The sequence below is a fragment of the Pseudomonas marincola genome (genome assembly GCF_900116605.1).
In the GTDB taxonomy this organism is placed as follows: Bacteria; Pseudomonadota; Gammaproteobacteria; order Pseudomonadales; family Pseudomonadaceae; genus Aquipseudomonas; species Aquipseudomonas marincola.
The window spans coordinates 1-21483 of record NZ_FPBC01000004.1; the positions used below are offsets into that span (position 1 = coordinate 1).

Annotated in this window: 17 protein-coding genes and 1 pseudogene; 2 read left to right on the forward strand and 16 right to left on the reverse strand. The window is 44.1% G+C overall.

Annotated elements, in window-relative coordinates; translation table 11 throughout:
* Window positions 1–68 precede the first annotated feature (68 nt).
* Together BM395_RS07900 and rfbC are read left to right on the forward strand one after the other, a co-directional pair.
* Window positions 69–1189 (forward strand): IS3 family transposase gene (locus BM395_RS07900; RefSeq protein ID WP_090510385.1). Its coding sequence is split into 2 segments (ribosomal slippage): window positions 69–327 and window positions 327–1189, totalling 1122 coding nucleotides; the frame shifts between segments, so codons are not numbered across the junction.
* Between the two features lie 189 nt (window positions 1190–1378).
* A complete protein-coding gene (gene rfbC / locus BM395_RS07905; protein ID WP_090510388.1) occupies window positions 1379–1918 on the forward strand; it encodes a dTDP-4-dehydrorhamnose 3,5-epimerase in 540 nt (179 codons plus the stop codon).
* Window positions 1919–2059: 141 nt separating this feature from the next.
* Here the strand turns inward: rfbC and BM395_RS07910 are convergent, their stop codons facing one another.
* From BM395_RS07910 to rpsA, 16 genes and pseudogenes are all read right to left on the reverse strand, one after another.
* A complete protein-coding gene (locus BM395_RS07910; protein ID WP_090510391.1) occupies window positions 2060–2863 on the reverse strand; it encodes an SDR family oxidoreductase in 804 nt (267 codons plus the stop codon).
* 105 nt (window positions 2864–2968) lie between these two features.
* Window positions 2969–4981: a polysaccharide biosynthesis protein gene (locus BM395_RS07915; RefSeq protein ID WP_090510393.1), complete on the reverse strand. Its 2013-nt coding sequence runs from the start codon at window positions 4979–4981 to the stop codon at window positions 2969–2971.
* Between the two features lie 366 nt (window positions 4982–5347).
* A pseudogene (locus BM395_RS23130) lies at window positions 5348–5452 on the reverse strand (integrase core domain-containing protein); the annotation flags it as partial.
* 681 nt (window positions 5453–6133) lie between these two features.
* Window positions 6134–9670, reverse strand: a complete 3537-nt coding sequence (locus tag BM395_RS07920) for a glycosyltransferase (protein ID WP_090510396.1) — start codon at window positions 9668–9670, stop codon at window positions 6134–6136.
* The gene (locus tag BM395_RS07925; RefSeq protein ID WP_090510399.1) at window positions 9663–11033 is read right to left on the reverse strand and encodes an ABC transporter ATP-binding protein; all 1371 of its coding nucleotides are present in this window, start codon (window positions 11031–11033) and stop codon (window positions 9663–9665) included. Before BM395_RS07925 ends, BM395_RS07920 begins: the two co-directional genes overlap by 8 nt.
* Entirely contained in the window at window positions 11023–11841 is an 819-nt protein-coding gene (locus BM395_RS07930; protein WP_090510401.1) for an ABC transporter permease, read from the reverse strand. The genes BM395_RS07925 and BM395_RS07930 overlap by 11 nt, the downstream gene beginning before the upstream one ends.
* A 120-nt stretch (window positions 11842–11961) precedes the next feature.
* Window positions 11962–12552 carry an acyltransferase family protein gene (locus BM395_RS23565; RefSeq protein WP_244528947.1) on the reverse strand — a complete coding sequence of 197 codons (591 nt, stop codon included), beginning with the start codon at window positions 12550–12552 and terminating at the stop codon, window positions 11962–11964.
* Window positions 12552–13055, reverse strand: coding sequence for an acyltransferase family protein (locus BM395_RS23570; RefSeq protein WP_244528948.1), 504 nt, complete (start codon window positions 13053–13055; stop codon window positions 12552–12554). Before BM395_RS23570 ends, BM395_RS23565 begins: the two co-directional genes overlap by 1 nt.
* A gap of 75 nt (window positions 13056–13130) precedes the next feature.
* On the reverse strand, window positions 13131–14135 hold the full coding sequence (locus BM395_RS07940) for an MraY family glycosyltransferase (protein WP_090510404.1): 1005 nt from the start codon (window positions 14133–14135) through the stop codon (window positions 13131–13133).
* The gene (locus BM395_RS07945; RefSeq protein WP_090510406.1) at window positions 14135–15097 is read right to left on the reverse strand and encodes a UDP-glucose 4-epimerase family protein; all 963 of its coding nucleotides are present in this window, start codon (window positions 15095–15097) and stop codon (window positions 14135–14137) included. The genes BM395_RS07940 and BM395_RS07945 overlap by 1 nt, the downstream gene beginning before the upstream one ends.
* On the reverse strand, window positions 15094–16014 hold the full coding sequence (locus BM395_RS07950) for a glycosyltransferase (protein WP_090510409.1): 921 nt from the start codon (window positions 16012–16014) through the stop codon (window positions 15094–15096). The genes BM395_RS07945 and BM395_RS07950 overlap by 4 nt, the downstream gene beginning before the upstream one ends.
* A 57-nt stretch (window positions 16015–16071) precedes the next feature.
* On the reverse strand, window positions 16072–16953 hold the full coding sequence (rfbA, locus tag BM395_RS07955; RefSeq protein ID WP_090510412.1) for a glucose-1-phosphate thymidylyltransferase RfbA: 882 nt from the start codon (window positions 16951–16953) through the stop codon (window positions 16072–16074).
* Window positions 16950–17843: a dTDP-4-dehydrorhamnose reductase gene (rfbD, locus tag BM395_RS07960; RefSeq protein ID WP_090510416.1), complete on the reverse strand. Its 894-nt coding sequence runs from the start codon at window positions 17841–17843 to the stop codon at window positions 16950–16952. The genes rfbA and rfbD overlap by 4 nt, the downstream gene beginning before the upstream one ends.
* Window positions 17840–18916, reverse strand: coding sequence for a dTDP-glucose 4,6-dehydratase (gene rfbB / locus BM395_RS07965; RefSeq protein ID WP_090510418.1), 1077 nt, complete (start codon window positions 18914–18916; stop codon window positions 17840–17842). Before rfbB ends, rfbD begins: the two co-directional genes overlap by 4 nt.
* A 230-nt stretch (window positions 18917–19146) precedes the next feature.
* Window positions 19147–19431 carry an integration host factor subunit beta gene (ihfB, locus tag BM395_RS07970; RefSeq protein WP_069901884.1) on the reverse strand — a complete coding sequence of 95 codons (285 nt, stop codon included), beginning with the start codon at window positions 19429–19431 and terminating at the stop codon, window positions 19147–19149.
* Window positions 19432–19703: 272 nt separating this feature from the next.
* Window positions 19704–21389, reverse strand: a complete 1686-nt coding sequence (gene rpsA / locus BM395_RS07975) for a 30S ribosomal protein S1 (RefSeq protein WP_069901883.1) — start codon at window positions 21387–21389, stop codon at window positions 19704–19706.
* Window positions 21390–21483 lie beyond the last annotated feature (94 nt).

Consider the following 21483-nt stretch of genomic DNA (forward strand, 5'->3'; position numbering starts at 1 on the left):
CGACGTCTCCCCCGATTTGAGTAGCACTCACTTTTAGAGTCCAATTCCAACAACCAAGGAGATTGGACATGAAAAAACGTTTCACTGAAGAGCAAATCATTGGTTTCCTACGTGAAGCTGAGGCTGGGTTACCGATCAAGGAACTCCGCCGTCAGCACGGCTTTTCGGAGGCCAGTTATTATGTCTGGCGTAGTAAATTTGGTGGGATGAGCGTGTCGGATGCCAAGCGCCTGAAAGAGCTTGAAACCGAAAACGCCCGACTGAAAAAAATGCTCGCCGAGTCAATGCTGGAGATCGAAGTCACCCGTGAGGCTTTGCGAAAAAAGTGGTGAGCGCACCCTCACGTCGCGAGCTGGTGCGCCATATGACGGCCCGCGGTTTGAGTGAGCGCCGGGCGCTTCAGGTGATCCGCATGAGCGCCAGCGCGCTGCGATACCAGCCAAGGCCAGACCGTAACCAGAACTTGCGTGAGCGCATTGTAGCCCTGGCTCATAGACACCGACGTTATGGCGCAGCAATGATTTACTTGAAGCTGCGTCAAGCTGGCGAGATGGTCAACCACAAGCGGGTAGAACGCTTGTATACCGAGGCCCGCTTGCAAGTAAAAAGGCGTAAGCGCAAGAAAATCCCGATAGCGGATCGACAACCGTTAGGTAGCCCGCGTACCGCCAATCAGATCTGGTCGATGGACTTCTTGTTTGATCGAACGGCTGAGGGGCGCGTGATCAAGAGTTTGACCGTGGTTGACGATGCAACTCATGAGGCTGTAGCCATCGTGCCAGAACGCGCCATTGGTGGGCACACGCTCACGCGAATTTTGGATCGTCTGGCTATGTCACGGGGATTGCCCAAATCGATCCGTACAGACAATGGCAAGGAGTTCTGCGGCCGCGCCATGCTGACCTGGGCTCATCAACGTGGAGTGAAATTGTTTTTAATTGAGCCGGGTAAGCCCAACCAGAACGCTTACATCGAATCGTTTAACGGCCGTTTTCGTGATGAATGCCTGAACGAGCACTGGTTCACCAGTCTGCCGCAGGCCAAGGTGATCATTGAGTCTTGGCGGCGGGAGTACAACGAAGAGCGACCGAAGAAAGGACTTGGTGGATTGACTCCATCGGCCTATGCCGAGCAACTGGCCTCGAAAGCCGTTACATTTACTCAGGACTCTAAAGCCAACTGCTACTGAAGACGGGGGAGACGTCGGGGGGCTAGGAAAACCTTGGGTGACTCAAATCAGGGGAGACGTCGGACGTCGCAAGAAGAGATCATCGCATGCCTGGACTACTTCGCAGCGTGATAGAATTTGAAACAGATAATGCTTGAGTGCGCTCCAACACTGAGCAGACACAAATCAACAATGGATGAGACATCACTAATGAAGGTCACTGAAACAGCGCTGGCAGGGGTACTTATTATTGAGCCGAAAGTATTCGGAGATCATCGTGGCTTTTTTCTTGAGAGTTTTCAGACAGAGCGCTACAAAGACGTAGGCATTGAGCTTCCATTTGTACAAGATAACCACTCCCGTTCACAACGCGGCGTGCTTCGCGGCCTGCACTTCCAACGTTCACGCCCGCAGGGCAAACTAGTACGTGTTAGCCGAGGCTCTGTGTACGACGTAGCCGTAGACATTAACCCGGACTCACCAACCTGCGGACAATACGTAGGCGTTGAGCTTAACGATGAAAACCATCTGCAACTCTGGGTACCGCCAGGTTATGCTCACGGATTCTGCGTTTTAAGCGAAGTGGCTGATTTTCAATATAAATGTACAGAGCTCTACTTTCCCGAAGATGAGGGTGGCCTGATCTGGAATGATGCAGATGTGAGCATTCCCTGGCCAATCGAAAGTCCACAGCTATCTGCGAAAGATAAAATCAATCCGACACTTCAGCAATTGCTCAACCAAGAATGATAGGAATTAACTTCCAAGCCAGGCATTGAACTTCGGGATAAAAAATGGCAATTGGTTAATTTTCCTAATTGCCATTTTCTTAGCATGCTATAAGACAAATCCGACTGTATCGGGCTCTAGGCAACTTGTGAACAAAGAAAACTACCTGGACTTTGCCCGCATGCGATCAGCCATGCTGGTCATTTCACCGTAAATGAGTTGCGGATTTTTTTGCTTAAGCGCCCAAGCCATGCGACCTGCCTCATGCGGTAGAATCATAAACTCATCTTTACTAACTTGCTGATAAATATAATCCGCAATATCGCTTGCATTGATGGGAGAACTTTCCAAAAGTTTACCCACTTGCACTTTCATGGCTGGAGTAGGGCCACGAAAAGAATCTAGTAAGTTGGTTTGAAAAAAAGACGGGCACACCACATGAATACCAACTTCTTGAGCTTTGAGCTCAACCAGTAGGCTCTCCGACAAAGCGACAACGCCGGCCTTGGCCACATTATAATTGCTCATCGCAGGGCCTTGCATCAAGGCAGCCATCGAGGCGATGTTAATAATCTTGCCCTTGCTACGTTTGAGTAACGGTAAAAATGCCTTGCACCCTTTGACAACACCCATGAGATTGATCGCGATCTGCCAATCCCAGTCCTCAAGCGACAGTTCGTCAAAAAAGCCACCTGAAGCAACGCCTGCATTGTTAACAATTACATCAATACCACCATAACGCTCATCACAAGCTTGAGCGAGCGCGGTGAGCTGACTGTAATCTCGGACATCGCATCGTTGTGTAAAACCCTCCCCACCGGCAGCAATCACCAGACTCAAAGTTTCAGCCAAACCAGACTCATTCAGGTCAGTTAAAGCTAAGCGCCAGCCTTCACGAGCCCAGCGGAGAGCGATTTCGCGCCCCAGCCCGGAGCCTGCACCCGTGATCATCATGCGATTTTGCATACCTAGTTCGCCTTGTTGCAGTTATTGATGATCCGAGTGTAGCGAGGTGAATCTTGATAACGACACAACATCATAATGCTGAATGATAGAGACAAAGCCCTAGAATTAAGTCTCTCGGTGGTGCTGCAAATAAACCAAATCAACAATTTCACCTTCGGGCTTATAGCCACTCACCGTCGAGCGTAAGACCCAGCGGACTCTATCGAGGTCATCAGCCTTTATAGCAGAAAACAACCCTGTAAGAATTGGCCGAAAATCATCCCAAGGCAGATGTTCTTCATCGGCTCGCATAATCATTGGATGCTCAGTAGGCGTTACATTATCGCCTATCAAAAGCTCTTCATAGAGTTTTTCCCCAGGCCGAAGACCTGTGAACTCAATACTGATGTCACCATGTGGGCACCTGTCAGTCCTCAAACTGAGGCCACTCAAGTGAATCATCTTCTCGGCCAACTCAGCAATTCGTACAGGCTGGCCCATGTCTAATACAAATACATCCCCGCCCTGCCCCATGGAACCAGCTTGAATTACCAATTGCGCAGCCTCAGGAATGGTCATGAAATAGCGAGTGATGTTTGGATGAGTGACAGTGACTGGCCCACCCTGACGGATTTGATCATAGAACCGCGGGATAACCGAACCTGAAGAGCCGAGCACATTGCCGAAGCGAACCATAGTAAAACGCGTTTTATTGACATGATGAACAACGTCAGACTCGCCCAGCAGAATTGGAGCGGACTCACGGCTTAGTGCCTGCAAGATCATTTCAGCTAGGCGTTTTGTACTACCCATGACATTGGCAGGACGAACGGCTTTGTCGGTAGAAATAAGTACAAAATTTTCGACACCCACCTGAATCGCAGCTTGGGCTGTGAGAACTGTGCCTTGAACGTTATTGAGCACGCCTTCAGCAACGTTATGCTCGACCATCGGAACATGTTTGTAGGCTGCCGCATGGTATACAGTATCAACCGACCAAGCTTTCATGACCCCCAAAAGCCGTTCGGAATTACGAATTGACCCAAGGATAGGGACAAGCTGTATGTTTAGAGATTCACGTTCAATACGCTGCTGAAGTTCACCATGAATATTGTAGAGATTGAATTCACTATGCTCAAACAGCACAAGAGTAACTGGACAACAGGTGATAATTTGGCGGCACAGCTCTGAGCCGATAGACCCACCAGCCCCCGTGACCATTACTGACTTGTTGAAAATACACTGCTCTAACAGATGCTTGCGCGGAGGAACCGAATCACGGCCTAACAGATCGGCAATATCGACTTCTTGGACATCATCGACCTTGACGCGTCCACTAGCGAGGTCCGTGAAGTTAGGCACACTACGCACATGTAATGGGAACTGTTCTAAATAGCTCAGAATTTCACGGCGTCGTGCCCTAGTGGAGGATGGTAACGCAAGAAGGATTTCTTCCGCGCCAGTTACATTGATCATCTGGCGAATATGTTTAGGCTTATATACACGAATTCCAGAAATAGTTCTGTCAGCGATACCTGAGTCGTCATCAATGAATGCGACAGGTCGCATAGAACGCCCCATTCGTAGGGCTGCGACCAGTTGGTTACCAGCAACACCAGCACCGTAGATAGCTACCTTTGTTAACCCAGTATCGCGACTTAAAGCAGAATGATGATGGGAAGCAAAGAACCAGTTGCCCATAAAATATTGGCGCATAAGCAAACGCAAACGCAAACCACCAATAATAACCAAGCTCAACCACCAATAGTTAAAAACTATGGACCGAGGTATGACAGCATCATGATTGCTATACCAATATACAACAACAGCTAAAATTAACGAAGAAAGGCTAACAGCTTTGATAATCGCAACCAGCGCATCATTACCAAAATAGCGCATCACGGCGCGATACATACCGAAACGGATGAACAAAGGGATAGCGACAATTGGTGCACAAACAAATAGCCAAGAGTGCACTTCAAGAGGGTTGAATGCGCCTTCAATTCCAAGACGCACAATGAAAGAAAGCCACAAAGAAACCCAGACAAGGCAAACATCTGCGAAAACTTGTATCAACCGTTTCTGGCGCCGAGGCAACGAAAGTAAAACGCTGCGTAGCTGACCAAATCTAGAGCGCATGACTTGAAAATCCCAATTTCAGAGGCGATGGCTGTCAGTATAAGCTTTCAAGGCTTGAAGCGAAAGAAATGAAGTGGTAAGTGCAAAACGATAAATATTCAAATACAACCCACTTCCTTAACTGAAATTAAAGGAACTACTATGCAGATCATTAGGTTGAATTTTCTTTAGGAAGCACACCTTGAACAGCTCTCTAAATCACGACAAATAAAGCCAAATTGGTGACATTATCCCTCAGGAATTTAACTTGTACATTAATAAACAAAATGCCCATAGACAACCACAAATATCTTCCCATTTCTAGCTGCTGTTGACTTCAGAACCCTGAGTAAAAGTAACGGATTTTTAGGTCAGTTGCTTAGCCTGGTGCGATCGCTCTTGGTTGTTCACCCGCCGCGAATACTCAATGATCACCTTGGCCTGCGTCAGACTGATGAACCAGTGTTCGTTCAGGCATTGATCACGAAAACGACTTTACACAATTCGAAAAAAAAGTTCGGATTGGGCTACCACCTGACTCAATCAAAAAACTTGACTCAACGGTGATGAGTTTAGGTCAGCATGGCACAACCTAACCGCTTGTCGTTGACCATCTCGCCAGCTTGGCGCATCTTCAAGTAAATCATTGCTGCGCCATAGATTAGCCAGGGTGACAATACGCTCACACAAACTCTAGGTACGACCCGGCCATGGCTGGTACACAATGCACTAGAGTTCGAATCACCTAAAGCGCCAGGCGGTCACTGATAATGCGGCCGCATATGGCGCACCCGGCCGACGCCAGGGTGCACCCACCATTTTTTCGAAAAGCCTCAAGGGTGGGTGCGCTCCACCTCAAGCATTGACGCAGTGAGCATTTTCTTAAGCCGAGCGCTTCGGTTTCAAGTTCTTTCAGGCTCCAAGCATTCGATACACACATCCGGCCAAACTAACTACGTCAGAGATAGTAACTGACCTCCTAAAAGCCATGTCAACGCAGGGATCCTTGATAAGCGAAGCGATCTCGGCGTTGCAGCAGTAAGCCAATGAATTATTCTTCAGTGAAAATTTTTTGCATATCCAATCTCCTTGGCGGTTGGAATTGGACTTCAGGTCATCTGTTAGTGAAAGCGAGGAGACCTCAATGAATGACATACGAACAAACAAGGTAACTCATGGAACACCAATAGTAAAACCACCAAACTCTTTGGTAGCAGATACCGCTTTATCCAAGGCTGAATTGTAAGCCCCATGTAACTCAGCATGCCTCTTCAATCTAGTCTCCATATCAGAGGGAGTGCGAAAAAGAGAAGTGGTTTTAGGGACAAATTTAAAATTTGCTTTATAACCATAACGCAACCAAAGATTCCAATCCTCTAATTGATCCAACTCAAGATCAAAACCTCCCCAAAGTTCGTATAGCTTACGACTGAAAATAATAGACTGAATAGGAATATAATTACTCAGCAAAAGCTTCTGATAATCCCACTCTTGAAAGAAAGAACTTGGCGTATGGATCGAACTCTCAAGATAATACATTTTGTCAGCATCCATACTAGTCAAGACCTCGAAAGCCAAACTGTAAGCAGCGTCGAAATTGTTATCTGACAAGAGGCAATGCATCAATGTTTCTACATGATCAGCAAATAGTAAGTCATCGTCATCAAGGAACATTATATATGAGCCAGTGGATGCCTTAAGCGCCGCATTACCTACACCAGAACGGCCTATTTTTTCATTAGCAATAAATCGAACGTTCACATTTTTTGGTGCAGCAAGGGATCTCTGCATAACATAATTTTTTTGAGTGTCACCGCCGTCTTCTGCTACGATCAGCTCAATATTGGGATACGTTTGATTGAATACGCTGGACATCGACTGGCCTAACAGTGTACCTCGTCCTTTATAGGTACGCGTAATGATAGTAACGAGAGGATAATCCCGTTGACTATCGATTATTGCAACAGGCCAAAATGCACCTTCTTTAATCATTTCGTAGTCGAACCCTCTAAGCGGGAATGCCGCATCGACAGGTCCTTTACCCTTCAAAAAATGAGGGGTTAAAGTTAAAAGTTTGCGAGCATTTGACAACAGTGCCTGTTTAGCCCCTTTGAAAGGTGAAGGGATAAAAAACAAAACCCCATATAAGCCGTAAGCATAAAGGCGATCGATAAAAGACCCATAGCGTAGTCGAATGAATGCATTACCCAATACACTTCCAGTGTACTGAAGGGGCTTGACCTCGCCCTCATGGTCATAAGTATGATGCAATACCTGCGCTGAAGGCACGTACTTGAGCCTATAACCATAGGAACGCAATCTATAAGAAAACTCTACGTCCTCCCCATACATGAAGATTGCATCATCATACCCACCACACTTTTCATACGCCAAACGCGATATAAGTATACAAGCATGAGACGACCAATTGGTTTCTAAAGTAACTGGATCGTAATATTTGGGATGTTCATAAGGTGTTTGTCTAAACTCCCAACTCGCAAAATTAGAACCTGATGCAAGGTCATCAAGTGCAACGCTGACTACAGATGAAATAGCTGAACGTGAAAACTCCAAGTCAAGATTGACTATCAAACAATAATCAGAGGAACCAGAACGTATCGCACGATCATGCCCCGCTCCAAAGCCAAGATTAGGTTGCTGAATAAAATTGACTTTAAAAAATTTATTACTGTGAGGAGCAATGAATTGATAAAACTTACTTAAAGTATCGTCAGTAGAACCGTGATCCACTAAAGTAAAGGCAATCTTAGATAAAGGGTAATCCTGCGAAATCAATGATTTTATGAAAGGCTCTACCCACCGAGAACTATTAAAAGACACAGCAGAAATGTCTAAAACAGGTAACTGTCCACAGACTACTTCACCAAATTGCAGAGCGTTATCTGATTCGAACCTTGATTTTGTCAAGTTCGCGAGGGCCCTCGAATTATTCTTAGAAAATGAGTTACCTTTGAGCGCAGAAGAAACGTTAATTCTGAGCCTTGAATAATAGCTCCATAAATATCTTAAGCCAGGAACTTTGGAATAACAGCGACGAACAAAATATTTCAAAGTAAATTTATCAGCAGAGAAAACACGCGCTATCATGCAAGAGAACTGACCAGCCAACCTCCGCAAGAAACGTAACGGCTTAGTTAGCCGCCATGAATGACTATTAATAAGATTTCGATAGTCAGAATCAGCTTGAGACAGGTTATTCCTCAATGAATCTACACCAGCCTCTAAGTCCGCCAATGACTCTAATAGAGTTACATTTCTAGACAACAAGGATTCGAAAACATCAGACGTTAAATCTGACCAAACGCCAGACCTAAATATATACCTAGAAAATTCATGCTTGCTGATTAGATATTTGTATTCTATATCATACTCAATTAATGGAGATACGTTATAGGTTGACTGCCTGAGGTAATGACTATTTTTAACACCACAAAATAGACCGGCCTCAATTATAAAATCTATCCAAGCCCGATGATTGGGCAAATAAATGACTGGACCTGAATATTTAGCAAGAAACAACTTTGGAATGATAATCTGCCAGGAGTTTATATGTCGAAGAGCAATTATGCTTTCGAATTGGTTTGATAAACATGATATATACGATTCATCAGCAATAACGATTAACTCTCTTCCCCTGATAAATTGATAATCAGATAAGAACGAGGACAACGAGTCAAGGCACACATGCGCAGGGTCATTGACAAACAGATAAAAGTCTGCCTCAGTAAAATCACCGATAACAGCACCGTCCAAACAGTCATTATAGGTTCGAAAGTTACTGAATGGGCTGTCATGGAACCGACGCAAATCAGACTCATGGACATACAAAAAAATCTGATCTTTAAAGTCTGAAGAATATATAATTTCAGAAAATTTCAGGATTGCATCACAATCCGCATCTTTAATGAAATACAAACCTAATTTTAATTTATCTGACAATGCAAGATGATTAGTATCAAAAGCCTGCTGGAAAGTCGGTTTGTATGCACGAACAAATTGATAAACATCTGCATTACTATCTAGTAAACCCTTTAGCTGACGCAAATCATGACCTATGCCAGTATCTCGATTCAGGACAATAGACTCTCCAAATTGGAACTGCTCACTGAACTCAAGACGATAGTCTTTTATTGCAACCTGCGACCAACCGTTGCGTTTTACGACTTCTGAAAGATTGTGCTCTGTATAGATAACAGTATGTGTTTTGTCTAACAATCCTGTATCTAGATAAGTAAACTCACCAGAAAGCAACTTGACTGCAACATCAGTATGCGACGTATTCGGAACGGACAGGATTAGATGATACTGCTGATCACTGCTAAATGCCGTCTTCAATCTAGTTAGAATCTGGCATTCATAATCTAGATGTTCAATGACATCCAGCATCGAAATTGTTATCGTTTTATAGTTGGCGCATAAGCTTTCAACTTTGAGTAGCAGTTCATCCAGGTCGTTCAAATCAAGACAATAGGCATCAATGCCATTAGCTGTTAACTGATTGACGCTATCGAGATTCGCATCGAAGCCAATGTACTTAATACCTGAATCAACTAGCGCCCCTGCTATAGCAGCATAACCGCAGCCGAGATCTATATGGATTGAGCCTGGGGCTGAGTATAGCTTGATGAGGTCTACAGCACACGCATAAACACTGATAGGCTCATAAGAGAATTTATATTTTTCACTCATTGACTTTTAACTCAATTTTTTTCATTGGAATGCCAACCAAACCTGTGGAGACGCTACTGCTGTGTGATTTAAAAGCCAAGGCATCATGCACCCAAGAATGAATGACATGTTCTTTTTGCGTGCCTTCAGCTATCGCAACACCTATGGTGTAATCACCAGCAGGTAATGTAGGCATCCGAAATTCAAACATAGCATTGAAAGTTGTAGAGCCAGGAATTGCGAGTTCACCATCTGAAAAGGATAAATATGTGTTATCACCAAACAGATGCTGCCCATTTTTATCCTTGACCAAGAAACCTACAATCGGATTATTAACTACTACATCTGTATATGCCTTTATATGCAACTGTACTAATTCTCCACCGACGTACCAAGCTGCGGCGACTCCATCGGGACTGGCAAGATAGGCATCGGTTATATATGCGCTCTTGGTACCAAAAGATTGACTGGAATCATTGAACTTGAATACCTCAATATCATTTCTTAGACATGAAGCATTAATAAAATCTTGTCTAAAATCTCGAAACTCATCTTGACTTGGTGCATGGCGCCCACTCGATTCTTGATTGAGGCTCGAGGATTCCGTTGGCTGGACGGAAGTAGACGAAGCATAAAATTCAGCTAAATATGCCTCACAGACATACTTAGACTTATCGTAAGCAAGACGTTTGCCATGATCTAGCCAAACAGCACGATCACACAGGCTCATGACGCTGTTTGTGTCGTGAGTAACAAATAAGATCGTGCCCTTCTTTTTGAAGTCCGTTAAAAAGCGCATGCACTTTTGCGTAAAAAATATATCGCCAACTGCTAAGGCTTCGTCAACAATCAAAATATCGGCATCAACATTGGCGATAACAGCAAATGCCAGCCTTACATACATGCCGCTAGAATATGTCTTTACCGGCTGTTCAATAAACGCTCCAATATCAGCGAAATCAATAATAGCGTCATAACGCTCATCAATCTCCTGCTTGGTTAGGCCTAATATGCCTGCATTCATGTAAACATTTTCACGTCCGCTAAATTCAGGATTGAAACCTGAGCCTAGTTCTAGTAGAGCAGCAATCCGGCCGGATGTAGTTACGGAACCAGCCGTTGGCTGAAGCGTTCCACAAATGACCTGCAAAAGAGTCGACTTGCCACTGCCATTACGTCCAACAATTCCTACAGTTTCACCCTTACGCACCTCAAATGAGACATCGTTTAACGCCCAAAACTCACGATAATACTTTTCAGAACTACCTCTAAACACGCTTTGTAGTTTTGGCAATACAAATTGCTTCAAACGATCAACTGGCTGCTCGTACACTTGATAGCATTTGCTCAAATTATCAACTTTGATAGTAACATCAGATGACATCAGCGAAGCCCTTCCGAGTTTTCTGGAACCAAACGAAACCAAGCAAAGCAACTAATAGCATGATAACTGTATATATTGCTAAAATTTTGAAATCAGGAATCTTTCCCCAGAACAATACGTTTCGCATCTGCTCGATTACCGGGGTCAAAGGATTCAAATAAAGAACCCACCTATAGCTCTCTGGCAACGCTGTAACTGGATAAAAAATCGGGGATAGAAACATCATGGTGCTTGTAACAATTCCTATAAACTGTGAAACATCCCTTAGATATACCCCTAACGATGATAACGCCCAACTGAGTCCCATAATCAATAGCAATAAAGGTATAAGAACAAGAGGCAAATAAAAAACAGTAATGTGCGGCAGTCCAAAAAATATTATGTACGCAAGCATCCAAACGACTAAGCTTATCACGCTATGAAACAATGCAGAGCCAAGATTGATCCAAGGCAATATTTCAAGCGGAAAAATGACCTTCTTAACATAATTCGGATTATTAACTATCAGCGTTGGGGCACGATTAATACATTCAGCAAATAGCGAAAAAACTATTAACCCAGAAAATAATATCAGAGCAAACTCAGTTTTAGAGTCACTGCCCGTTCCCCAGCGTGCCTTGAATACCACGCTAAAAACAAAGGTATAGACAACTAACATAAAAAGTGGATTCAAGAATGACCACAACAGCCCCATGATTGAACCACGATATCGACCGAGGACATCTCTGATCACAAATGACTTGATCAAATGGCGGTTGTTCCAGAAGCCATCAATTATTGATCGTGGATTTGCTGGGAAACTTTGCATTAATTACCAATCTCTATTAGTAGCATACAGATGATTTTCTAAGGGTAGTCAATCACCGAGCACGACGTAGGAACTACAAACACCATAACGGTTAATTGTATTTATTTAACCTCTAAAATATCATAAAGTTGACCTAGGTAGATTAGTAGAACCTTCTACAACAGCATTGCTTGATGAGATATTTGGCACATCAAAATTAATAACACGCTTATCCTTGGGTTTAAGCTTCAAGGCGTGCTTTTCTATAAGATGCCAAGAGCAATAACCCAAGAATAACGTAATAAGCAACGTAACAAGCAGATACGATACATAAGATATTTCAGGATAAACGAGCAGCACAAACTGTTGTACTGGAAAGGCATATATGTAAACTCCATATGAGCAATCCCCAACCCGGTTGACTAAACTACCCATTTTACTCGTCGACAATCCATAGGCGAGGACAATGTATGGTAATGTGAACCATAAAATATACTTGGCGAATAGTTCATAAGGTGCGATAAGAACTGTCAACATGATGAGAACACAAACACCTGACAGCGTAAATAAACGCTCTAATTTCCATTTCGCAAAGCAAGTGCCTATTAGAAAATAAATACCGGTGATAAAAATTTGCCTTACATCGGTGCCATATATTACAAATGCCTCAGCCCCCTTCCAGCACCAGAAATAAATCACCATTATAAATGTAAATACAAGAGCGGCGTACATCACACGACTACTTCTAAAGATATGCCCATAAACAAAACTATAAGGTACATGAAGAACTCGACAGGCAAACTCCAGAGCGAACCGTTCACTGCATTAGCAATTCGCGCATTTTCAAGTACACCTGGTAGGTAAAATACAGGACTCAGAATAATATTATTAAAGTAATTGGTGAACTGGGGATGCCCAAAATAATCCTCTAGGCTAAGTGTTGTAAATATTGGTCCTACTAAAAACATAGTGATTAATACTAAAACGATCAGAGCGGGAAAAATCCTCAGTGATCTTTTAACCATAAAATCGAAAGTATGAGGGTTAGCATCCCAACTTTTTACAATTAAATATCCACTGATTATAAAAAAAATATTTACGCCTAGACCGCCATAGGATTCCAGTCCCAGGAAGCCTTTAGGGGCATTTCCATAGAATGCAAAAGAGTGAGCATAAAGCACAAACAATGCAGCAACTAATCTAAGTAAGTTCAAGTTATTATCTTTATGCTGCATCTAATATCTCCATACTATCTATCACTTTAGTTTAATCAGTTTTTTTAATTTAGCGTTCACGCCACAAGCATAAAATTATCGCAACGACACATGTACAGCACGACACCTTATTACTAGAACTATCAATGGAAAGTAAGCAACGACTAAACCGACAACCCCTGCAACTGCCTTTGTGGCGACAGCATAGGCGAGCGGGAGAAGCCAAAAAAAATTAACCAGGGATACTAACTTTATGACGCATAAATGACTGTTTAGCTTTACGGCAGCAATCTGATAAGCATGAGTCCTATGTGCTTGGTATATGTTTTCACCATTGAAGAGTCGTGAAAAAAGCGTAATAGTTGCATCAACTATAAATACAGCCAATAATATTAAACAACTCCATAGCAGTTCAGAGCTTATGTTATTACAGATGATAGTTAATACACCTAGTACGATCCCAAGAAAACCACTTCCTGCATCTCCCATAAATATTTTTGCAGGCGGGTAATTCCAAAAAAGGAAACCTAGTACAGCCATAGCAAGTATTGTCGTATAGAAAATAAGACTTACATGTCCTTGAACATAAAAAACTATACACATACCTAAACATACAAATACACACTCGGCGCTTGCTAGTAAATCTATTCCATCCATGAAATTATATAAATTCAGCATCCACACAAGGTATGTGCAAGCTAGAATATGGCCTAGCCAACCAAGGTCGTACGTTACACCAAACACTTGGATTGGAGACAAACCTCCCAACCAATATAGTGCCCAAATAGATGCAACAAAATGGCCTATGAGTCGCCACTTAGCTGCGATATGGCCGTGATCGTCAGCAAAACCGATAATAGCTACTACTAGCCCGGTCCCAACAACACCGAAGAAAAGGGAGATTTGAACCAAATCATGCTCAAATAATAATACCATCCCCAAAATGAATGCGAGAACTATAGCAACTCCGCCCCCTCTTGGGGTCGGAACAGAATGGGAACTTCGCTCATTAGGAACGTCCATGAGAGCATAACGTCTTAAAAAATAAGTCCCCCCCCAAGATACGCAGAGAACTAAAGGTAAAATCCACAAAGCACTCATCAATGTCTAGATCTCAAATAATAATCAACTGTATTCTTTATACCCAATTTGACACTAATCGGCGGATACCAGTCTAATACTTCATGATTTTTGCTTATATCAATTTGCAAAGAACCTAGTAGTCGTCGTGCGACGGACCGCTTACCTATCAGACTTGCCATTTTTAGAAGTAGCTTTTCTGATACAGGGATAATAATATTATTTTTACTGAGTGCTCTGGATAGATGTTGAAGCAACTCAGTTGTTGATAGGTCATATCCATCACACGCTAAAAAAATTTGATTACCCGCTGCCGGATGCACAACACAGGTAATAATCAAGTCCACTAGATTATCGACAAACAAGAGGCTTCGTTTGTTTTTAATAGCACCCAAAGGAAGCGGTAACCCCGAACCCAACCACTTCATTAATCGATGGAAATTAGCTTTTACCCCGGGTCCGTAAACAAGTGCGGGCCTTATAATAACGACTTCAAGACTTGTAGTCGCTGCAATTTCTTTTAAGGCGAGCTCAGCCTCGTACTTAGAAACTGCATATGGGTCACTGGGTGCAGGCTTATCATCAGCAGTAAACGGTTGATCCAATATTGTTTCTTCACCATTAACTTTTATTGTACTGATGAATATGAACCGTTTAACACCAGCGCTTACAGCTTGGCGCGCTAAACGCTCTGTAGCTTCAACATTGATCTTACGATATTCTGATAGCGCCTCTGCAGCTGGCTCTTCCATGACATGCACTCGTGCCGCAGCATGAACGACAACTTCAATATCATCTGAAATGGATATATTAGTCTGCCTAGCAAGATCAAATGGTAATATTACGCATGAGCTTTCGAAGCCAGTCGCTCCTCTCGCAGCGATAACGGGTTCGTAATCACCATCCTTTAGTAATCGCTCCACAAATGCTCTACCAACTAGCCCTGATGCGCCAGTTACAAGTATTTTTTTTGATTGTTTCATGGCTTACCCCCTGTCAGAGCAGTTAGCCAGCAAATACAGAAAAATAAGAATTTGTCACGAACCCGTCTGCGGCAGTTCCATGCTTTAAAAGAAAGTAACAGTAAATGCAGCGGCTGCAATCCTAGCCATTTTTTAACAAAAGGATCGCTACTTTTACCGATTATATCTACTATTAATTTAACTTGATTGAACCACCATCCATTATGGATTTTTTTATACCGTATAATTAAGGGTTTCAACCCCTGATTTGCCCCGACTTGATTATTACTATGCTGCCTATAATCCATTGATGGTACGGGATCTATATACCATTCGTAGGAATTGCCACGCGCATACGCGTAGCAGTACCAATCATGAAGGCCTACTTTCTGTATAGCCTCCCAATTATCGGTGATCGCTGTCTTGAGATTACTTCCAAGTGCCTTGCTAAATACATAAGTACAACCTGGCCCTGCCGCTTCGAACAAATAATCCCACTCAACCTGGGGCTGTGCTTTATTGAGAAAAGATTTCTTTCCGCTGGGCCAAAATGCAATTACATTGCTTGAATAAGCATCATAACTAGTACTTTCTAATATTTTTATTGCTCTACTCAATTTATCTGAATGCCAGCGGTCATCTTGATCGGACAATGCAACATAATCAAAAGAAGAGATGTCTACATCACGAAATAGACGGAAAAAGTTTAGTGCTGCACCACCAAACTTTCCGGCAGAAGGCAACACATAAACGTTTGAATTATCTGCCGCATAGCTGTGACACCAAAGCTCAGTACCGTCTGTTGAAGGATCAATACTGATAAAAACTGTCAACTTCACATCAGTTTGATATAAAATTGTATTCAACTGCTCTTCAATCCAGCGCATACCATTATATGCGGCCAATAAAACTGCAACTTTTGGATGTTCTAATGGCATGCAATATCCACTGATTGATTATGTTGATGTCAGATTCGAAGATAAGCTTGGTGTTCCTCATGCCTCTAAAATTTTATACAAATACTGCCCGTATCCCGTTTTCTTCAAGGCATCAGCTTGCGTTCGTAACTGTTCAGCTGTTATCCATCCATTGTGAAAAGCAATTTCTTCAAGACAAGCTACTTTGAGCCCCTGGCGCTGTTCAATGGTATGAACGAAGTGGCTGGCCTCTAGCAAAGAGTCATGAGTACCAGTGTCTAACCAAGCAAAACCGCGGCCTAAAATCTCAACATTGAGTGCTTTCCGTGCTAGATACGCTCGATTAACATCTGTTATTTCTAACTCACCACGCTCAGATGGTTCTATCGATTTTGCAATCTCTACAACTTCATTATCATAGAAATATAGCCCAGTCACAGCATAGTTTGACTTAGGCTTTGACGGCTTTTCTTCAATACTCAGTGCCCGACCGGCTTCATCAAACTCAACAACACCAAACCGCTCAGGGTCAGATACATGATAACCGAAAACTGTTGCTCCATTTACCTGAGCAGTCGCTGCGTGAAGATTTTCTGAAAAGTGCTGTCCATAGAAAATATTATCACCAAGGATAAGACAACACGAATCGTCGCCTATAAATTCTTCGCCGATAATAAATGCTTGCGCCAAACCATCAGGACTTGGCTGTACTGCATAAGTAAGCTCAATCCCATATGAACCTCCATCGCCAAGTAACTTTCGAAAATTTGGTAGGTCCTCAGGTGTTGAAATAATCAATATCTCACGCATCCCAGCGAGCATTAAAACCGATAGCGGATAAAAAATCATTGGCTTGTCATATATCGGCAACATCTGTTTCGATACACCTAATGTAAGTGGATGCAAACGAGTGCCTGAACCGCCAGCTAAAATAATGCCTTTACGATTATTTGTATTCATTTATTAAAAACTTCCATTAACATTCTAGTTACGCCACACTGCCAATCCGGTAAATGTATTGAAAAAGTCTTACGTAACTTCTGTGTATTCAACCGTGAGTTAAGCGGTCGACGGGCGGGAGTTGGATACGCTGTTGTTTCAATGGGGTTGACGTCCTCTACCAATAGTTTTTCGCCCTGCAGCTTCGCTATATTGAATACATGACAGGCATAACCATGCCATGATACTTCCCCAGCTGCGGCTAAATGGTATATTCCGGCCAGCTCAGGCTTAGTTATCGATTTTCGGATTGCGTGCGCTGTGACATCAGCTATCAAATCGGCTCCAGTAGGGGTGCCAACTTGATCAGCAATGACATTTAATGATTCACGCTCTTTAGCTAAGCGCAGCATAGTCTTGGCGAAATTATGGCCGAACGCACTGTAGACCCAACTGGTGCGAAAGATTAAATACTTACAACCGGAAGCTTGAATTGCCTGCTCACCAGCTAGCTTACTTAAACCATAGTAGTTCACTGGCGAAACACAATCTGATTCTTGCCAAGGCGTTGAGCCTGCGCCGCTGAACACATAATCTGTAGAATAGTGAATTAGCCAGGCTCCTAATATTACAGCCTCCTCGGCCATAACTTCAGTTGCACGAGCATTTATCAGATCAGCAAGCTGATTTTCGGATTCAGCCTTATCAACAGCGGTATATGCAGCAGCGTTTACTATTATCTCAGGCTTAATGGTTCTAATCGATGCCCGTAATAAATCTAGATTACACAGATCACCGCTTATACCGTCAATGACATGGCGATCAAGGGCAATTAGTTCTCCGAGTGGGGCAAGTGCGCGCTGTAACTCCCAGCCAACTTGACCATTTTTACCAAACAAAAGTATTTTCATACTACACTAACACGGCCGGTGTAATTCAGATCAATCCACTGCTGATAACTTCCACTTTTAACATTTTCCACCCAACTGGCATTGCTCAGGTACCACTCTACCGTTTTTCGGATTCCGCTTTCGAATGTTTCTTCTGGAGACCAGCCAAGTTCACGTTGAATCTTGCTCGCGTCGATGGCATAACGCTGATCATGTCCTGGGCGATCTTTCACATAAGTAATTAAACTGTGATGAGGACGGTGAGGTGACTCAGGACATAAATCATCAAGCAAAGCACACAGAGTATGCACCACTTCTATGTTTTGTTTTTCGTTGTGCCCGCCGATATTGTAGGTCTCTCCGACCTTACCTTCAGTGACGACTTTATAAAGAGCGCGGGCATGATCTTCAACGTACAACCAATCGCGAACTTGATCTCCCTTGCCATATACAGGCAAGGACTTCCCTTCCAGCGCATTTAAAATGATCAGAGGAATAAGTTTCTCAGGGAAGTGGTATGGCCCATAATTGTTGGAGCAATTAGTGATCAACGTCGGCAGACCATAAGTGCGACGCCATGCTCTCACTAGATGATCCGAACTTGCTTTGCTAGAAGAGTAAGGTGAACTTGGCTGATATGGTGTCGTCTCAGTGAACAGGTCTTCGGGACCTTCAAGGTCTCCATAAACTTCATCAGTTGATATGTGATGAAAGCGGAATTTTGCTTTGCGTTCTTCATCCAAACTCGCCCAGTATTGGCGAGCTGACTCCAGTAATGTGTAGGTGCCGATAATGTTCGTCTGGATAAACTCGGACGGTCCGCTGATCGAGCGATCCACATGCGACTCTGCAGCTAAGTGCATGATTGCGTCGGGCTGATACTGAGCGAAGATACGATCAATTTCCGAACAATCGCAAATATCCACACGCTCGAATACGTAGCGCTCACTCAGGGAAACTTCGGCAAGAGATTCTAAATTACCGGCATAGGTAAGTTTATCGACGTTAACTACAGAATCTGCAGTATTCGAAATAATATGACGAATTACAGCAGAACCAATAAAGCCAGCACCGCCAGTGACTAGAATTTTCACTTGAAAAATTACCTTTAAAATAGAGACAGCGCATGTAATAGCTGTCTATCCCTCACAAATAGAAATGATTATCATTATAGTAAAATGATATCCGCTATCTATTCCTTCTAAATAATCAATCTTACAGCGTAAAGGTTGTTTCACTAACTGATATCAGACATCAAACAGCTGTCATTGATGCCAAAGACTTTCATAAAAGAGAAATTCGTTCTCAAGCCACGCTTTAAGCCTCACTCGTCCTCATTCACCCTGTCTCTGAGTTCCTTCCCTGGCTTAAAGTGCGGTACAAATTTGCCATCCAGACAGACGGACTGCCCTGTCTTCGGGTTGCGCCCTACTCGTGGCGCCCTGAAGTGTAGCGAAAAGCTACCAAAGCCTCGGATCTCTATCCGATCTCCGGTAGCCAGCGCCTGAGACATTTGCTCAAGCATGGTTTTGATGGCTAGCTCGACATCCTTGGATGAGAGCTGGCCCTGGTGCGTTACTATTCTTTCGATCAACTCTGACTTGGTCATGGTTTTCCCTTCTTTTTCAAGCAGCTAGATCACTCGATATAAAGGTTTTAGCACGCCTTCAGAATTTTGAACAGTATATAAATCAAGGGATTAGCGGCGCATTCACTTTTGCCACAAACGCTCGATTTCCAGCGGCGGCAATTTGACATCATGCAGTGTCATAAATCAAGTCACTATGCTGCCAAATATCGCTTTGATATACCCTTCACCCCTAAACCGCAGCTAAAAAAAAGGGCGACCGAAGTCGCCCTTTTTCTATGGTCTACCTGAACTTAGTTCTGGTTTTCCATTTGTGCGCGGATCAGATCACCGATGGTGGTCGGACCAGCAGGAGCAGCTTCGTCCTGCTTGGTGCGCATCTCTTTGATTGCTTCTTTTTCGTCTTCAACGTCTTTCGACTTGATCGACAAGCTGATTACGCGGCTCTTACGATCAACGCTGATGATCTTGGCTTCAACTTCTTCGCCTTCTTTCAGAACGTTGCGCGCGTCTTCAACGCGGTCACGGCTGATTTCAGAAGCTTTCAGAGTGGCTTCGATCTCGTTGCCCAGGTCGATGATTGCGCCTTTAGCATCAACTTCCTTCACAACGCCGCGCACGATGGTGCCTTTGTCGTTAACGGAAACATAGTTGGAGAACGGATCGTCTTCCAGCTGCTTGATGCCCAGGGAAATGCGCTCACGCTCCGGATCAACGGAGAGGATAACGGTTTCCAGCTCGTCGCCTTTCTTGAAGCGGCGTACAGCTTCTTCGCCTACTTCGTTCCAGGAGATGTCGGACAGGTGAACAAGGCCGTCGATGCCGCCATCCAGACCAATGAAGATACCGAAATCGGTGATCGACTTGATGGTGCCGGAGATCTTGTCGCCTTTGTTGAACTGACCCGAGAAGTCTTCCCACGGGTTAGTTTTGCACTGCTTGATACCCAGGGAGATACGGCGGCGTTCTTCGTCGATGTCGAGAACCATAACTTCCACTTCGTCGCCAACCTGAACGACTTTAGACGGGTGGATGTTTTTGTTGGTCCAATCCATTTCGGATACGTGCACCAGGCCTTCCACGCCTTCTTCCAGCTCTGCGAAGCAGCCGTAGTCGGTCAGGTTGGTTACGCGTGCAACAACGCGGGTGTTTTCTGGGTAACGAGCCTTGATAGCAACCCACGGGTCTTCGCCCAGCTGCTTCAGGCCCAGCGATACGCGGTTACGCTCGCGATCGTATTTCAGAACCTTAACGTCGATTTCGTCACCAACGTTGACGATCTCGGAAGGATGCTTGATGCGCTTCCAAGCCATGTCTGTGATGTGCAGCAGGCCGTCAACACCGCCCAGATCAACGAATGCGCCGTAATCTGTGAGGTTCTTGACGATACCTTTAACTTGCTGGCCTTCCTGCAGAGACTCGAGCAGAGCTTCACGCTCAGCACTGTTCTCAGCTTCGAGGACGCTACGACGAGAAACAACAACGTTGTTGCGCTTCTGGTCCAGCTTGATGACCTTGAACTCCAGCTCTTTGCCTTCCAGGTGAGTGGTATCACGCACTGGACGCACATCGACCAAAGAACCTGGCAGGAACGCACGGATGCCGTTAACGTCGACAGTGAAGCCGCCTTTAACCTTACCGTTGATAACGCCCGTAACCACTTCTTCAGCGGCGAAAGCTGCTTCCAGAACAATCCAGCACTCAGCGCGCTTGGCTTTTTCGCGGGACAGCTTGGTTTCACCGAAGCCATCTTCAACCGCGTCCAGCGCAACGTGGACTTCGTCACCGACCTTGATGGTCAGCTCGCCTTGTTCGTTGAAGAACTGCTCGAGCGGGATGACGCCCTCAGACTTCAGACCGGCATGAACGGTAACCCAGTCACCGTCGATGTCGACTACCAGGCCAGTGATGATGGCGCCCGGCTGCATGTCGAGGGTTTTTAGGCTTTCTTCAAAGAGTTCCGCAAAGCTTTCGCTCATGTTGATTCCTGTAGATGCAGGGCAGTGGATTCTGCCCAAACCACACTCCAGACAATGTGGGTACGTTTATATTAAAAGCGGCACACGGGCTTAG

Bases quoted from the DNA above. Each gene is read 5' to 3' on its own strand.
- rfbA (WP_090510412.1), bottom strand. From the start codon at position 16,953: ATGAATACAAATAATCGTAAAGGCATTATTTTAGCTGGCGGTTCAGGC.
- BM395_RS23570 (WP_244528948.1), bottom strand. From the start codon at position 13,055: ATGCAGCATAAAGATAATAACTTGAACTTACTTAGATTAGTTGCTGCA.
- BM395_RS07940 (WP_090510404.1), bottom strand. From the start codon at position 14,135: ATGAGTGCTTTGTGGATTTTACCTTTAGTTCTCTGCGTATCTTGGGGG.
- BM395_RS07925 (WP_090510399.1), bottom strand. From the start codon at position 11,033: ATGTCATCTGATGTTACTATCAAAGTTGATAATTTGAGCAAATGCTAT.
- BM395_RS07950 (WP_090510409.1), bottom strand. From the start codon at position 16,014: ATGCCATTAGAACATCCAAAAGTTGCAGTTTTATTGGCCGCATATAAT.
- rfbC (WP_090510388.1), top strand. From the start codon at position 1,379: ATGAAGGTCACTGAAACAGCGCTGGCAGGGGTACTTATTATTGAGCCG.
- rfbD (WP_090510416.1), bottom strand. From the start codon at position 17,843: ATGAAAATACTTTTGTTTGGTAAAAATGGTCAAGTTGGCTGGGAGTTA.
- rpsA (WP_069901883.1), bottom strand. From the start codon at position 21,389: ATGAGCGAAAGCTTTGCGGAACTCTTTGAAGAAAGCCTAAAAACCCTC.
- BM395_RS07910 (WP_090510391.1), bottom strand. From the start codon at position 2,863: ATGCAAAATCGCATGATGATCACGGGTGCAGGCTCCGGGCTGGGGCGC.
- BM395_RS23565 (WP_244528947.1), bottom strand. From the start codon at position 12,552: ATGTACGCCGCTCTTGTATTTACATTTATAATGGTGATTTATTTCTGG.
- BM395_RS07915 (WP_090510393.1), bottom strand. From the start codon at position 4,981: ATGCGCTCTAGATTTGGTCAGCTACGCAGCGTTTTACTTTCGTTGCCT.
- BM395_RS07930 (WP_090510401.1), bottom strand. From the start codon at position 11,841: ATGCAAAGTTTCCCAGCAAATCCACGATCAATAATTGATGGCTTCTGG.
- BM395_RS07945 (WP_090510406.1), bottom strand. From the start codon at position 15,097: ATGAAACAATCAAAAAAAATACTTGTAACTGGCGCATCAGGGCTAGTT.
- BM395_RS07920 (WP_090510396.1), bottom strand. From the start codon at position 9,670: ATGAGTGAAAAATATAAATTCTCTTATGAGCCTATCAGTGTTTATGCG.
- ihfB (WP_069901884.1), bottom strand. From the start codon at position 19,431: ATGACCAAGTCAGAGTTGATCGAAAGAATAGTAACGCACCAGGGCCAG.